Annotated in this window: 12 protein-coding genes and 1 pseudogene; 10 read left to right on the top strand and 3 right to left on the bottom strand. The window is 51.2% G+C overall.

From position 1 onward, the window contains the following. The first annotated feature begins 110 nt into the window (after window positions 1–110). The 4 genes from ACFQZG_RS00065 to ACFQZG_RS00050 all read left to right on the top strand — a co-directional run bounded on the left by ACFQZG_RS00065 (window position 111) and on the right by ACFQZG_RS00050 (window position 4,928). Window positions 111–872, top strand: a complete 762-nt coding sequence (locus tag ACFQZG_RS00065; RefSeq protein ID WP_378148943.1) for an eCIS core domain-containing protein — start codon at window positions 111–113, stop codon at window positions 870–872. 183 nt (window positions 873–1,055) lie between these two features. Beyond that, the gene (locus ACFQZG_RS00060) at window positions 1,056–1,850 is read left to right on the top strand and encodes a phytanoyl-CoA dioxygenase family protein (RefSeq protein WP_378148941.1); all 795 of its coding nucleotides are present in this window, start codon (window positions 1,056–1,058) and stop codon (window positions 1,848–1,850) included. Further along, window positions 1,847–2,692: a helix-turn-helix transcriptional regulator gene (locus tag ACFQZG_RS00055; protein ID WP_378148939.1), complete on the top strand. Its 846-nt coding sequence runs from the start codon at window positions 1,847–1,849 to the stop codon at window positions 2,690–2,692. Before ACFQZG_RS00060 ends, ACFQZG_RS00055 begins: the two co-directional genes overlap by 4 nt. A 187-nt stretch (window positions 2,693–2,879) precedes the next feature. Next, on the top strand, window positions 2,880–4,928 hold the full coding sequence (locus tag ACFQZG_RS00050) for a transglycosylase domain-containing protein (protein WP_378148938.1): 2,049 nt from the start codon (window positions 2,880–2,882) through the stop codon (window positions 4,926–4,928). A gap of 672 nt (window positions 4,929–5,600) precedes the next feature. Here the strand turns inward: ACFQZG_RS00050 and ACFQZG_RS00045 are convergent. After that, window positions 5,601–6,524 (bottom strand): VanW family protein, encoded by a 924-nt coding sequence (locus ACFQZG_RS00045; RefSeq protein WP_378148936.1) that lies wholly within the window; start codon window positions 6,522–6,524, stop codon window positions 5,601–5,603. Between the two features lie 67 nt (window positions 6,525–6,591). Between ACFQZG_RS00045 and ACFQZG_RS00040 the strand changes: the two genes are divergently transcribed. The 5 genes from ACFQZG_RS00040 (at window position 6,592) to ACFQZG_RS00020 (ending at window position 12,088) form a co-directional block, all read left to right on the top strand. Then, the gene (locus tag ACFQZG_RS00040) at window positions 6,592–7,455 is read left to right on the top strand and encodes a hypothetical protein (RefSeq protein WP_378148934.1); all 864 of its coding nucleotides are present in this window, start codon (window positions 6,592–6,594) and stop codon (window positions 7,453–7,455) included. A 164-nt stretch (window positions 7,456–7,619) separates the two neighbouring features. Further along, window positions 7,620–9,920 (top strand): glycoside hydrolase family 97 N-terminal domain-containing protein, encoded by a 2,301-nt coding sequence (locus ACFQZG_RS00035; RefSeq protein WP_378148932.1) that lies wholly within the window; start codon window positions 7,620–7,622, stop codon window positions 9,918–9,920. Between the two features lie 131 nt (window positions 9,921–10,051). Next, on the top strand, window positions 10,052–10,270 hold the full coding sequence (locus tag ACFQZG_RS00030) for a DUF378 domain-containing protein (RefSeq protein WP_378148930.1): 219 nt from the start codon (window positions 10,052–10,054) through the stop codon (window positions 10,268–10,270). A 203-nt stretch (window positions 10,271–10,473) separates the two neighbouring features. Beyond that, the gene (locus ACFQZG_RS00025; RefSeq protein ID WP_378148928.1) at window positions 10,474–11,667 is read left to right on the top strand and encodes a copper amine oxidase N-terminal domain-containing protein; all 1,194 of its coding nucleotides are present in this window, start codon (window positions 10,474–10,476) and stop codon (window positions 11,665–11,667) included. A 97-nt stretch (window positions 11,668–11,764) separates the two neighbouring features. Then, entirely contained in the window at window positions 11,765–12,088 is a 324-nt protein-coding gene (locus tag ACFQZG_RS00020; RefSeq protein ID WP_378148927.1) for a hypothetical protein, read from the top strand. Window positions 12,089–12,534: 446 nt separating this feature from the next. Here ACFQZG_RS00020 and ACFQZG_RS00015 read toward each other — a convergent pair whose 3' ends face one another. Both ACFQZG_RS00015 and ACFQZG_RS00010 read right to left on the bottom strand, forming a co-directional pair. Next, entirely contained in the window at window positions 12,535–13,632 is a 1,098-nt protein-coding gene (locus ACFQZG_RS00015) for an oxidoreductase (protein ID WP_378148925.1), read from the bottom strand. 182 nt (window positions 13,633–13,814) lie between these two features. Next, complete coding sequence (locus ACFQZG_RS00010) at window positions 13,815–14,768, bottom strand: helix-turn-helix domain-containing protein (protein ID WP_378148923.1); 954 nt, start codon at window positions 14,766–14,768, stop codon at window positions 13,815–13,817. A 157-nt stretch (window positions 14,769–14,925) separates the two neighbouring features. On the opposite strand from ACFQZG_RS00010, the pseudogene ACFQZG_RS00005 reads away from it, so the two are divergent. Then, window positions 14,926–15,150: pseudogene (locus tag ACFQZG_RS00005) on the top strand (hypothetical protein); the annotation flags it as partial. Window positions 15,151–15,448 lie beyond the last annotated feature (298 nt).

The following is a 15,448-nucleotide window of genomic DNA, read 5'->3' as shown; positions in this document are numbered from 1 at the left end:
ATCCATCCACGAAATCAACGAATCGCAATTCACCGGCTATAGCTCGATCCTCAGCGGAACAGATTATCCAACTGCAGAGAGCTCTCGGCAATCAGGGAGCTATGCAGTTCATGAAACCGGAATCGCAGGAAAGAGAGAATCATACGGGTATGCCCGATCAATTGAAAGCCGGGGTAGAGGCGCTGTCGGGGATTGATGTCTCGGATGTAAAAGTCAACTATAACTCCGATAAACCAGCCCAATTGAATGCGCTGGCTTATGCGAAGGGGAACGATATTCACCTGGGACCAGGCCAGGAGAAACACCTCCCGCACGAAGCCTGGCATGTCGTTCAACAAAGACAAGGAAGAGTGAACGCCACCGTACAGGCCAAAGGCCTTGCCGTTAACGAGGACGAATCTTTGGAAACGGAAGCGGACGAGATGGGCGAGCAGGCGATGCAGTTGAAGACAGAATCGCCCGTCAAGTTATCGGCAGGCAATACTTCCAATACAGGCGTAGCTCAATTGCAGGATGATTACTATCCAAGCGGAGACAAAGAACCGCATATCCATATGCATGCCGGGGGCATCACTTATACAGATGTCGGCCATAGCCATAAGACGCTGCAGAGCGGAGATCAAGTACGGGAAAATGCGATTATGGAAGTGTATCAGACACTCCAAGAGCTCGATACGGATCGGGCAAGAGATATCATTCAGTGGATACAGAATAAGTTCGATATCGATCCGCCTGAGCCGGATGTCGAGGAAGAATCTGATGAAGATCGCGAGTTGAGAGAGTGGACTGAGGGCGAAATGGAAGATCACAATCCGGATCGCTTGCCTCCGGAGGGATTCAGTTACGGATCGTACACTTCCAAGTTAAAGTAGGTAACGCTAGATCATTCATTATTCAACCTCCGCATCCATCGCGGAGGTTTTGTTTTAACCGGACACTCCCGAATGTATCGTGTGATATCGAACCCCATTATGAATGAATAACGCGCTGTAATATGGCCAATCGTGCAGTATAATGTGGAAAACCGCACCAATGCGAGAGGATGATCGGAGCCTATGGACGCCAAGCAAATCGATTTTTTCGACACGTTCGGATTTATCAAATTTCCCGGATTGTTGAAGGCGGATATCGAATGGATTCAAGAGGAGTTCGAGAACGTATTCCCCATGTTCCCGAACTTGAAGCATAACGGCTCCAAGCGCACGATGATCGTGCCGTTCATCGACCAACGGGAGAAGCTTAGCGCGCTGCTGGACCATCCGGCGATCGACGACATTCTGACGAGCTTGCTCGGAAGCGATTACAACTACATGGGCAGCGACGGCAACTTCTATTCGGGAGACACGCCTTGGCATCCGGACGGGCAGGAGAGACGCCGCAAGCATATCAAGATCGCCTTCTACCTCGATCCGCTGACCGCCGCCACCGGCGCGCTCCGGGTCATTCCCGGCAGTCACCAGTTCGACGACAAGTTCTACCAGGATCTGATGGGCAAAATCTGGCATTCCGCGGATCACTGGGGAATCGGCGGAAGCGAAGTGCCGGCGGTGCCTCTCGATGTCGTTCCGGGAGACGTGCTCGTGTTCAAGCACGAGACGTTCCACTCCTCGTGGGGCGGCAACGGTTATCGGCGAATGTTCACGATCAACGCTTGCCAACGATTCGGCGGAGAGCAGCCACTGGAGGACTTAGAAGAACAGTGTCTCGCGCATTACCACTATGCCCGAGACCATTATTACGGCCCGGCGATGCGCGGTGGCGCGCGGCCCGGACGACAGAAGCACCTGGAACAAGTCATGTCTCTGGGCACTGACTGGGCGGAGCGGACGAAGCACCTGCCTTCGCTATGAAGCAGCAGACGGGCAAGCCGCAGGAAGATTCGGAAGTGTGGCATGAGGGTGCTTGTCCTCCCTATGTCGCACTGGCTCATCAGTTCGTGGCCAGCGATAGTTGGTCGATGCCAGAGCGGCAAATCAAGCACCATCAACTGCAGTACATGACGGAAGGCGAAGGCTTCATCCCGGTGGAGGACACGGTCTACGAGATGAAGCAAGGCGATCTGCTCTACATTCCGCCTCATTTTCCGCATTCCTCTTGGAAGAGAACAAACCTGCCGTATGCTTGCATCTCCGTGTCGTTCCACTTCGGGGATGCTCCGCTGCCTCCTCTCGGTTATTTAGGAAGCGCTACCTTGTTCGCATCCCTCTCGGAGCTGCCGGTCCACCGGCGGCTTCGCCGTCTTGTGTCTTACAAGCACCAGACCGGCGCCGCGGCGGTGCTGGAGTGCCAATCCGAGCTGCTGGGCATTCTGGCCGAGTTGTCGCGAATGGCGGAAGAGGACGGCCCGTGCGGCAGCGGCCGGCGGCGCAACGCGGGTGCGGTGCTGCAGATCAAGAACCATCTGCTGGAGCATTACCGAGATACGCTGAGTCTGGAAGATTTGGAGAGGCTGACGGGGTTCTCGGTGAATTACGTGATCCGTATTTTCAAAGATGCGACGGGCATGACGCCGTTCCAGTACTTGCGGTGGACACGGCTCCAGAAGGCGTTGGAGCTGGCGTTCCACACGTCGATGACGGTCGGGGAAATCGCGCTCGAGCTCGGTTATTCGGACGTCCGCGCCTTCGGCAAAATGTTCAAGAAGAGCATGGGCAGCACCTTCAGCGCTTATCGGGACGGGATGTTCTTGTAAGGGATAGGAGAGAGACGTTCGGCGCGGTTGTCCGCCCGGCGTCTTTCTTCGCGTTACGCAGTTTGAACGATATGAATCTAGCGTTTATCGCGCCGCGGGAAGGCAGAACCCTCTGAAATTCGGTCTTCGTTACGAATAGTTATCTATGAGGGCATCAGGTCAACGGACACCGCATGGAGGAAGCGAAATGAAATCAGTCATCAAAGAGAAAGCAACGCGGGGCAAACCATGGAGGACGTACTTCGTAGCCGTCATTGCGATCGGGTTCTTGATTGCCATATTCGGATGGGTCGCGTTCGGCATATTGGTCGATAGGCAGGATGTTTCCCTGCTGGACAAGCCGCTTCCCGCGGCGACGGTCTTCTATGACCGCAACGATGAGGAAGCGTTGCGCCTATCGCCGCAGCGCGCGACAGAGGCCGTGAGCTATGATCGATTGCCGAAGCACTTGGTCGAGGCGGTCGTCGCCGTGGAGGACAAACGATTCTTCGAGCATGGCGGGACGGATCTGCGGGGAATCGGCCGCGCGCTGCTGGCCAATCTGACGAGCGGCAAGACGGTACAAGGCGCGAGCACCCTGACGCAGCAGTTGGCCAAGAACGTGTTCCTAACGCAGGAGCGCACATGGAAGCGGAAGTGGAAGGAGCTGCTGCTCGCCCACAAGATCGAGAAGACTTACGATAAACCGCAAATCATCGAGATGTATCTCAATCAAGTCTATTTCGGCGAAGGCGCTTGGGGCATTCAGAAGGCAGCCGACGTTTATTACGGGATAAGCGCGGACCGGTTGACGCTATCGCAATCGGCGACGCTGGCGGGAATCCTCAAGGCGCCTTCGGCGCTATCGCCCTACGCGCACAAGGAAAAAGCGAAGGAGAGGCGCGACGTCGTCCTGCAGCTGATGAAGGAACAAGGGAAAATTACGACCGAAGCATACGATGCCGCCGTTCATGAACCGCTCCGACTACGCAGCGCCGCCAAGACGAGCGCAGTCGAAACGTTGAAATACCCGTATTACATCGACCAGGTCATCCGCGAGGCCGTCGATCGGTACGGACTGACGGAGAACGAGGTGCTGCATGGAGGCCTGCGCATATACACGGCGCTTGAGCCGCGCATGCAGCAAGCCGCGGAAACCGTCTATGCGCAGTCATCCGCGTTTCCGGCAAGCGTGTCCGATCAACTGATTCAGAGCGGAGCCGCGTTGGTCGATCCGCGCGACGGCGGCATCAGGGCGCTCGTCGGCGGGAGAGGCAAACAACCGTTCCGCGGGTTTAACCGCGCCGTGCAGCTGAAGCGTCAACCCGGCTCTACGATGAAGCCGATTTCGGTTTACACGCCGGCATTCGAGCGCGGGTATACCCCGGAGGATAAACTGCTAGACGAGCCTGTCGATTACGGCGGCTATCAACCGCGGAATGCAGGAGGGGGATACCACGGAGAAGTCTCGATCGCCGATGCGATCGTTAACTCCTATAATATCCCGGCCGTTCGGCTGCTGAACGATATCGGGATCGATGCCGGCGTGGATGCGGCAGATCGGTTCGGCCTTGCGCTTACGGACGCGGACAACAATCTCGGTTTGGCTCTTGGCGGCTTGCACGAAGGGGTATCGCCGCTGGATATGGCCGAGGCGTTCGGCGTATTCGCGAACGACGGCACGCGAATTCCGGCTCATTCGATTATCCGCATCGAGACCGCCGATGGCGAGACGATGCCGAGCGCTTACGAACCGACGCCGGTCAAGACGACCGAACCGGCCGTGGCCCGGACGATGACCTCGGTGCTCGAAGACGTCGTGAGCGAAGGAACGGGCCAATTAGCCGCGCTAGCGGATCGCCCCGTCGCCGGCAAGACGGGAACGACGGAGATGCCGGGCACCGGAGGGAAGGGCGTCAAAGATAACTGGTTCGTCGGGTATACGCCGCAGCTTGTCGCCGCCGTCTGGATCGGGTACGACCATTCGGACGGCAGCCATTATTTAACGACGACCTCGAAGGCGGCGGCCGCCGTCTTTCAGAAGCTGATGAGCGAAGCGCTTCGCGGGGAGCCGGTCATTCCTTTCCCGATAACAGCAGGCAATTCGAAGAAGAAGCCCGAGAAACAGAATAAATCGCATCTGAACAAAGAACAAGGCAAAGACAAGCGCGGGAAATCGAATCCGGCGCATGAGAAGAAGGACAAGAATCAGAAGAATGGCAAATCAAACGACAAGAAGAACAAACGGGACGAGTAACTTTCAGTTGTGAACAGTTGAGGATCCCTCTTGTTCGGCTCCAGTGTTAAAAACGCCGGTTTGGTTTTTTTGAGAAAGAGCTTTTGTTTATCTCTGTTTGGATATGACCCGACGAATGAGACGGAAAGCCATGTATAGGATCGCTCCCCAGAACAATAAGCCAATCCAATTAATCCCTCCGAATCCTCCGAAGCCTCCATAGCCGAACGGGTTCAGCAAGCTGCCAAACAAGGTGCCGGCGAACAAGCCGCCGAAGAAACCTCCGAACGGGCTCGGTCTTGCAGCAGGAGTTCTTCCGACTGGCACTTGATCGCTAGGGCGTTGACCGGTTCGATTCGTTCCGGGGACCACACCCGTGTTACCTCTATTGGGAGCGCGATAGGTACGACGTCCGGATCGAAAAGCGTACGGATTAACCGTATCGTTATCATTGGGTGTAGGAGAGGATTCGATCGCATCTTGCACTTCGATAACTTGGGACGAATTCGGTACAACGGAGTGGCTAGGCGATAGCCCTAGGGAAAAAATAATGGACAACACGATAATCAACCTCAAGCGATCTCCTCCGATACATCGAAGCGGAAATGATAATCGGGGGTAGTATGGAGTTTGTCAGTGTTTTTTATTCATCGATATGAGCCGCAATAAGCGTCGACCTTAGGAGGTCGGCGCTTACTTCATGGAGTGGACGCCCCGGTCGATCGGCACTTCCTCGGGTAGCCGCTCGGACATGCCGGGCACGTTACGCGGATGAAAGTCGATAAATTCGGAGGAATAGACAGTAACGTACAAACTTCCGTTCCCTGCGAAAGCGCGAAGAAGAATCGGCTGGTCGTACTGGTTTTGGAACGAGAAATCCGGTCCGTTCCAGCTGACCGTCGCATCTCGGCCAGGCAGGACATAAGGGACTTGGCGGCTGTGCGAATAGCGCTCCAATATCGTGAGACCCGCCCGATCGACCGCGTTGTACAGCGTGGAGGACACTTGGCAGATACCGCCGCCGATGTCCTCCGCCAGCTCGCCCCGAACGATTACTTTGGCGCGCCGGTAGCCTTTTTGGTGGTTGCGTACGCCGACAATCTTGTTGAACGAGAACGTTTCATTCGGAAAGACGACCGTGTTGTTGATCGCTTGGGCTGCAAGAGCGATGTTATTCGAACGGTTCTTATTGCCGGCGCGGAAATACGTGGCGTAGCTGCCGATCGGCTTTTCCCGGATCAATGACAGCAGCTCGACATCGACTCTCGGATAGACGGCGGTCTGCGGCGTCTGAAGCGATAAGGGGCCGTTCCCATAAAAGTATTCGTAGCACCGCTCTTCGAACTTACGGCGATCGAGCTTAACGCCGAGCCGCTCGGATTCGATTCCGCCGCCTACGCCGATGCGAGCATTGACGGGCGGACGATCGGTTTGACGGGCAACGGAATCCAACAGTGCTTGCAGCTTCGTCGGATGGATGAGCGGAAATACGGACAACGTATAATCAGCGCGGTTCACGCGAATTACGGTACGTCCTTCATGTTCGATCGTCATATCATCGGGGGCTGCGGCTTGGCTGAGCCAAATCGCAAGGCCAAGCGCCCATATTCCTCGCATGCGTACACCTTCCTTCAAGCAGTTACGATTCCCAGACGTCATCAGAAATATGGGCGGAGGAGACCAATTGCACAAATCATTAATCATGCTGACCGCGAAGTGGATCGCGGCAACGACGCTGCTCGCGGTTCTATTCGGACCGAACGCCGCCGTTGCGGCGCCGAACGGGCAATCGGAGAATACGGTCGCTTACGGACGTCTGCTTCGTTGGCAGGAAGCCGATCGGATTTTTTATCGAAATTGCGTCTTTACCGTAGAGGACTTAGAGACGGGACTATCCTTCCAAGTACAGCGGCGGGCGGGACGCGATCATGCGGATGTTCAGCCGTTGACGCGCGAGGATACGAAGGTGATGAATCTCATCTACGGCGGGCAGTGGAGCTGGAAACGCAGAGCGATCGTCGTACGGTTGGGAGAAGAGCGAGTCGCCGCTTCCATGAACGGAAAGCCGCATGGAGGGGATGGCATTCCGGATAACGATTTCTCGGGCCATTTTTGCATTCATTTCTTGGAAAGCACGACGCACAAGTCCACGGTGCCGGACATGGCTCATCAGATGATGGTGTACAAAGCCGCGGGACAATCCCGGGTCTTTACTAACGCCGCGGCGCCGGAGCAGCTGGCGGAAAGCTTGGTTCACGCGATGAACGAACGGGATCCGGAATGGGCGAGGCTGCTGACGGAAGACATGGAGCTCATCAAGCAGAATGAAGTTTTGCGGAAAATGGACACGCTCGCAGCGATTCGATCCGCAGCGCCGAGGAAGCAGGATGCGGTCGATGCGACGGATGCCCTTGCGGTCACGATCTCGTGGAACGTCGATATGTATCCTTCCGAAGGAGCTAGACGAATCGCAACGTGGAACATGCGGTACATCCGAACTTCGTTTTTCTCTCCGTGGCAATTGATCGATATCGTGTTTGACCCTTAACCCAGTCCGCGTAGATCGCGGGCTTTTTTATTTATCGACTCAAGCGTAAGATCGTTCGTTTCCGATAGGATTCTGAGGAAATTGTGATAGATTAACGCTCTCCGTCTCCCAGATAATGGAGTCAGTTGGCAGGTAGCCAACCCCATTATTAAGGAGGGAAATTAATGTCATTAAAGAAGGCAGTCAGCTTCATCATGGTTTGGATGATTATGCTTACGTCTGTTCCTTCGGCCTTTGCGATCGATCCCGGAACGCAGTACGCCACATCCTCGCCTAACGGCTCGCTCACGGCAACGATGTACTTGGAAGGCGGAGAATTATTCTACACCGTCACGAAGAACGGCGCGACGATCATCGAGAAATCGAGGCTGGGACTCAAGACGACCGCTACGGATTTCTACTCGGGACTGTCGTTCGTATCCACCAACACGTCATCATGGAACAATACCTATACGATACCGGGCGGCAAAAAAAGCACCAACCAAGATAACGCGGTACAAAGGGAATACGTCGTTACGAAGGGCTCCGCCCAGCTTAAAATCTACATGAGAGTCTATAATGATGGAATCGGTTTCAGATACTATCTTCCCGGGCCGGGAGAAACGTTTATCGAAAAGGAATATACCGAATACAACTTTCCTAACGGAACGGGAGGATGGGGATTCCCGCCGGTCAACACTTACGAGGGGACTTGGCAATATTACGGTTCCTCGACGTTAGACACCAGTACGGTGTCCATGCCATTCTTAGCATCCATTAACAACAATGCTTATTGGGCTTTATTCACCGAAGCGAATGTCTATAACGCCGACGGAACGTATTGCCCGTCGATTCTCACCGGGAGCTCGGGTCAGAACATGAAGTTCTCCTGCGGGGCGGACCAAGCTCAGTATGGCACGCAGATCCAAGCGGCATTGCCTTTTCAGACTCCTTATCGGGCAGTAATCATCACGGACAATCTCAACGATCTCGTCAATTCAAACCTGGCGCAGAACCTGAATCCGCCGTCCAAAATCGCCGACACCAGTTGGATTAAACCGGGCGTCGCCGCATGGTCTTGGTGGTCCGAGGACTATTACGGCGACCCGGGCGTTCCCGAAGGTTATCGCGAAGTGCCTTATACTTACGCGCGCCAAAAAGATTACGTGGACTTCGCGGCCTCCATGGGATGGGAATACGTCACCGTTGACGCCGGATGGGTGAAATGGACCGACGGCACGATCGCTGATCTCGTCCAATACGCCAACACGAAGAACGTGGGCATATTCATATGGGCAAGTCCGTATGTCCATACCCCCTATGGCGCGAGCAGGATGAATCTGCGTAAATGGGCAAGCTGGGGCATCAAAGGGGTGAAAGTGGACATGACGGCGAACGAATCCCAGGTCGGTATGAGCTTCCTGGAGTCGGTAGCCGATTATTGCGCCGAGCTTCATCTGATGGTCTACTTCCACAACGCAACGAAACCGGGCGGAGAAGAGCGTACTTGGCCGAATATTATCGGTTCGGAAGGGGTGCTAGGCTCCGAACGCTATAAATTGTATTGGCCTCCGGCTCCGACTGCCGTCCACAATACCACGCTTCCGTTCACGAGAAACGTGCTGGGCTCCATGGACTACACGCCCGTCGCTCTAAGCAACACGAACAAGAACACGACGCAGGGCCACCAGTTGGCGATGTCCGTCGTCTATGAAACCAAAATTCAAAACTATGCAGACTCCATAGACATCTATGGGAACTGGAAAGGCACCGAGCTTCTGCGGGTCGTGCCGGGCTCATGGGATGAGACGAAGCTCCTTGACGGATTCCCGGGGAGTCACGTCGTGATGGCAAGACGAAGCGGTTCGGATTGGTATATCGGGGCGATGACCAACGCCGCGAGGACGGTCACGATTCCGTTGTCGAGCCTGAACCTGAGCTCCGGCAACTACACGGCTTATGTCTATAAGGACGGAGCCACGGGAGAAATTATCGATAAAACGACAAGTACGGTAACCTCATCTTCAACGCTGACGATTCCTCTGCTGCAAACCGGTGGGGCCTCGGTGTTGATATCTAAGACTACCGTACCGAGCATGCCCGCCGATCCTTATACTTACTATGAAGCGGAAAGCGGCACTCTTGCCGGTACCGCTAACGTCGTAAGCTGCGTCAACTGCTCGAACGGCAATAAAGTCGGCAACATGGGCAGTAACGCAGGCTCCGTGCAATTCAACGTGACCGTACCGGCAGCCGGCACTTACAAAGTCAAGCTGAATTATCTGGCAGCCGACGAAAGGTGGCCGAACTACAGTCTGAACGGCGGTGCGAACACCTTGCTTAAGATCAGGCTGGATTCGGGCAGCTGGAACGTTGTTCGAAGCTATGTAACCTCCATGAATTTGAATGCGGGAAGCAATACGATCAAGTTCTCTTATCCCAACTGGGGGGCTGAAATCGACAAGCTCGGAATCTTGGTACCGTAACGTGCAGTAAAAGCATTAACTAAGTGGCCTTAGCCCTGAATGCCAAGGGGCTAAGGCCATTACGTATGAATGACGACAAAGTTACGCATAATGATAATTGTAAGATATTGAAGGCAAAAGGTGGTAAAGGCATGGGTAAACTAGCGTTGACGTTGGTTATCGTGGGGGCACTGAACTGGCTGCTCGTCGGATTGTTCGAATGGGATCTGGTCTCCGCATTGCTCGGAGGAGACTTCCACCGGGAATCGTCTTGGATCAGTCGCACCGTTTATATACTGGTTGGAATTAGCGGACTGTACTGCATCAGATATTTATTCGCGGACACGGATTACGCTCGTGCGAGAACGTAATAAAGCGAAACGTCGTAAAGTCCATGGCGCAACAAGAACATAGTTCGAATGAAGTCCGCGGAAACCGCGGGCTTTTTTATTTATCGGATCAAGGTATCCGAGGAGCGCCGGTATGTTATTGACGAATTTTGTTGAACGCTATTGCAATTATCGATAGTATTGTAGGTGAACTGAGGAAGTGATTTGAAGTTATGGGGGTTCTTATGAGGAAACTAATCGCCATCTCACTTGTGTTTGTATTCATGATCTGTTTTAGTGGAATTGCTTCATTCGCAGCCAGCTCAACGAAAAATATCACATATAAGAACGCTAACGTCACGATTGACGGTGTAAACCAGTCCTTCCAGCAATCGGCCGTGGTTTCTTCTGAGGGTAACACGTTCGTCCCGATGAGAGCTATCTTTGAAAAACTCGGAGCTACGGTAAAGTGGGATCAAAACACGAAGACTGCTACGGCTGCCAAAGGCAAGACGGTAGTTAAATTAACGATTGGGAAGACAACTGCTACAGTCAACGGGAAATCGGTGGCGTTGACGGCAGCTGCTATTACGCTCAATAGGAATACGATGGTTCCGTTGCGTTTTGTTGCTGAGGCTCTTGGGGCTGAAGTAGGTTGGGAAAATGCAACTCAGACGGCGATCATCACTTCCGCAGAAAAGCTCATCCAGGAAAAACTGGAAGCCTATTTCAATAAAGAAGGCTCGGTCGAGGATCTGTTCACGATGGATTATCCGGATCGTATTTACTGGGAGGATTCTTCCGACCTTAGGAAACTTCCCCGGAGAAGTTACGATTTTTGGATGGGAGACATCACGTATACTACGGCCGGAGTAGCCATCGTCTCCGCCGGATACCGCTCCGAAACCCAGACGTTGAAGTCGAGCGTCGAAACGAAATTCACCCTTCGCCGGGAAGGTGGTACATGGAAAATCGCGGAAAGGGAGTGGGTGCATTTCACATTCGATTTGCCGGCAGACGCAGATGAAACGGCTGGTAGAATAAGTTCGGAGAACGCTAGCGAAACGCAAAAGTTAATAAGCGACTTAAAAAAACACTACGAAACGATGAACGGTAGAAAGCTAGAGGCGGCCATGGCGACGCTCTCTCCCTACTTTATTGAAGAGTGGGAGAGGATGACCTACACGGAGTCGACGTATCGCGAATTCCTGCAAGAACTGTTCGAAGGAGGATATGCGGACCGTAATGAGCTCCTAGACGCCAGAGTGCTTTATCTCGGCGATTCCCACGCGGTCATTCATGCCCGGGTGCTTTTCAGCATGACGACCGAGTTACGAGGGGAAGAATCCCACGAGTACGATCTACTAATCGATATGGACCGAACCGCGGACGGGCGCTGGACTTATTACGACGACTGGGATTTGGACGGGGATTATTGATATCGGATGGGATGGTTGTTATCAACCTCCAAAATGTCTCAATCCCATCAAGAAGTTTCCATTTATCAATCTGTACAACAAGGAGCAATTGTTGATTATGTTCCAAGATAATGAACAATATATAAAGATTTTAAATGATCTACGGAAACCAATCGAAGATATTACAATAGCCGTAATGACCATGGGTGAAATAAGTGATCAACAAAAAGAAGCGCTCTACAATCAACTAGCACAAATGTCGGCATACGTGTCAAAAGAGCCGATGATTCCTAGAGATTTAACTGATCTTCTTTTTAAGTTCTATTTACGTGTTACGGCAGAAGGGAAGTATAAAGAACAAAAAGACAGATCATTTCTATTTTTTATCGGTAAACTACAAACTTATCTAGCAGAAATTTTATGTAAAGAAGATAAATTATAAACTTTGTTCTGTAAATCAGAAGGTGATCTGAAATGCGATATGCCCAATAAAAGACCAACCAGATCTGAAGTGCCCCCCGTCAAGTAGACAGTATAATAAATAATAATTGTTACGCGGCCTTGCAGACGATCTTAGCCGATCCTTCAGGCAATGTGATCCGCATTGTGGAAGATGCCTTGATTAAGGGTATCACATCTGAAGAGCAGGCATTGTGTTTACAGCAAGGGTAAGGAATCTTTGTTAATAGAAAGATTCAACTAAATGAATAAATTGAACAGCAGTAAAAACGAAACCGACCTTAACGGGTCGGTTTCGTTTTTAGATTACATAAATTGAATTCGGAACTCAAGGAATTTATTAGTAGAGCGTTTCGAGATAATGTTTTGTCTAGGTCATCCTAACTCTGAATACCATCAACGTATATTTTTCAGATTTTATCTTTTCAGTTATTGTTCTTGTTCCTTGATTTGGATGGTCGGTTGAAGGAGAGCATAATCAAATGCTCTAGGCGACTTGCCTGCTTCCAGTTTATGTACATAATCCTGATTAGCTAAAGCGCCTTTACCAAGTGAAATAAAATCAGCCTCTCCTCTAGCCAACATAGCTTCCGCCTTATCCGGCTGATCCAATTGGCCATTAGCAATGATGGGAATGGATTTGGCATATTGTTTGGCAAGCGCCGCCAAGCTCGGCCCATTCTCCTCGAATGCAGGGGCAATTGCATCATATTCTGTCACGTGAATATAATCAACGCCTTCTTGGGCCAGACTGGTGAAGATCAGCTTCGCGTCCTCCTGTTTACCAGCCCACTTATGTTCAAAGTCAGTCGCTTTCCCTTGGGAGATGCGAACGCCTATGATGAAATCTTCACCTGCCGACTTCTTCACAGCACGAATAATCTCCAGCATGAAACGCAATCGGTTCATGATTGTTCCTCCATATTCGTCTGATCGCTGATTCATATAATCCGTAAGAAATTGATCGAGCAAATATCCGTTCGCGCCATGGACCTCAACACCATCGAAGCCGGCTTCCCTAGCACGCTTGGTGGCATCTGCAAAGGATTGGATTACATCATTGATTTCCTGCCGAGTCATTTCTCTCGGAATATCGTACGGCCCGCTGCCGCCCACCATTGCAAGCTTTTCACCTTTGGGGCGAACAGGGGAGGGAGCAATGGTTTCCGTACGATAAGCATTGCCTAATACCTGTGAACCCGCATGCATTAATTGCAGTACAATCAAAGATCCTGCTTGGTGAACGGCATTCGTTATTTTCTCCCACGCTTGTACATGTTGCTGGGTAGCTATGCCCGGTTGATTCCAATAGCCTTGACTATGCGTTATGTCGGAATAAGTGCCTTCCGCTATGATCAAGCCATAGCCGCCGCGTGCAAACTTGGCGTAATAGTGCATCATGGCCTCCGTAGCTTCTCCGGTTTTTGTTGCGCTGGTACGGCTCATGGGAGCCACGATTAGACGGTTTTTTACATGGTGCCTACCGATTTCCCCTTGGCTTAGTAAGTGTTCATACTGCTTGTGCATCTGCTCTCATCCTTTCGTAAACTTCGCTTTTACTCTCTTAGCTTACCTGACCTTACGATGCTTTTCTTTGCTCCCAGGTTCAAAAAATGTTGTCTATTTGGTTCACAACTGCAGAAGTTAATAAAGTAAAAGAAAAAACCCCGCACAACAATCGGTTGTGTCAGGGTTTTGCAATAAGGTGCTTATCTCTGTTTTTTGAACGCAGATGGGGAGAAGCCGAACCGATTTTTAAATACTTTGGAGAAGTGAGTCACATTCTCAAATCCGGTTGAATAGCAAACATCTGTGACGGAAAGCGCAGAAGAGGATAGAAGCATCTGCGCCATATCCAAACGCTTGTTGCGTATCCATTTAGAGGGGGAGGAATTGTAGGTTGCCTGGAAATCCCGTTTGAAGCTGGATAAGCTCCTTCCAGATAGAGAAGCTAGTTCATGAAGAGAAACGGAATTTGCTATATTCGCTTCGACAACATCCACAATCTCTTTCCTTTCCGGATGATCCTGTATCGGGTACGGCCATAGATGATCATGGTTCGCATCTGCTACATCATAGAGTAATTCCAGCAATTTCACCCTAAGAAGCCCTTCGCGTATTTGATCCGGTTTATTGAAATAGGTCTTTAACGATGCAAGGTAGCCGGAGAGACGCTCATTCACAACATGAACGGAAGGCGGGGAAGGTATGGAGGAATAAGCAGTAGGAGTGTGCATGTATGAAAACTCTCTAAGCAAATCATCCCTCAGAAAAAATGTTATATATTGGAACAAATAGTCGCGCGCAGGGTGCCCCGACTTTTCCCATTGAATCATAATGGCTTTAGGTATAAGAATCATTTCATTTTTATGTGCAATGAACTCGTTGCTGCCATATCGGACGGTAAACATTCCTTCCAGCACAAACAGAAGAAGATGGTCCTCCAGAAAGCGGTAGCCCTTCTTTCCCTGTGTGCGCATACCAGCTTCCATAACAGGATTTTCTCGGATCTTGAGTACGCTTTCGTTTTCTATGTACGTTGGCACAGCTGAAGGGGTTTGTTCGATTGTATGATTCGAAAAAGCCAATATGAGCTTCACCTCATTCCCTTCTTGGGGATCATATGTTTGGTTTAGCGTATCATGTTTATGAAGTGGGATCAAGAATCAGGCCTCCGATCAACCTGGGGGATAGTGCCGGAAAAGGCTAGGATCCCTTGGCACAACTGCATCAAATGAATAGAAAAGTGCTTATCCTGGACGCGACTATTATGATCAACTAAAAAATCCAGTTCTCCATGATGAAACCTGTCCATTTTGCGCATATTTCATCGTAAAGACACTCGATCACTACTTGCCAAAACACTACTTTCCTACTTTGGCAGTATCACCGAGGAATCTGGTTCCGGCGTGTAAAGATTGTAATGAATCAAAAACTACTCGATTTCCGAGAAGAAGTGAAGAGGCCACTCTTCATCCATATTTTGATAATATTAATGGCGATCAGTGGCTTTTCGCAATCATCATACAGACCCAGTTAGCGTAAGTTTTGAGATTAGGCCGCCTGCGACGGCAGATCGCGTGCTTGCAGAGAGGGTTGCTTTTCATTTTAAAAATATAGACTTAATAAAACTTACAGTACTCAGGCTGGCAGAGAAATAAGAAATCTTGCACAAGAATTGCAACATCTACGGAACTGGGAGGGTTCAGGCTATTTTGATATGCTCCCCACACGGTAGACAGGTGAAATAATAAAACCTGTTTGTCGTGAGGGGAGCATTTTCATGTCCAAAAATAAACTTAAAGCTTTAGAGAAATTAGCCATCATTCAAGAGATCGAAAGT

The organism is Cohnella sp. GCM10027633 (genome assembly GCF_042675445.1).
In the GTDB taxonomy this organism is placed as follows: domain Bacteria; phylum Bacillota; class Bacilli; order Paenibacillales; family Paenibacillaceae; genus Cohnella.
This window is presented reverse-complemented; position numbering and strand designations above follow the sequence as displayed.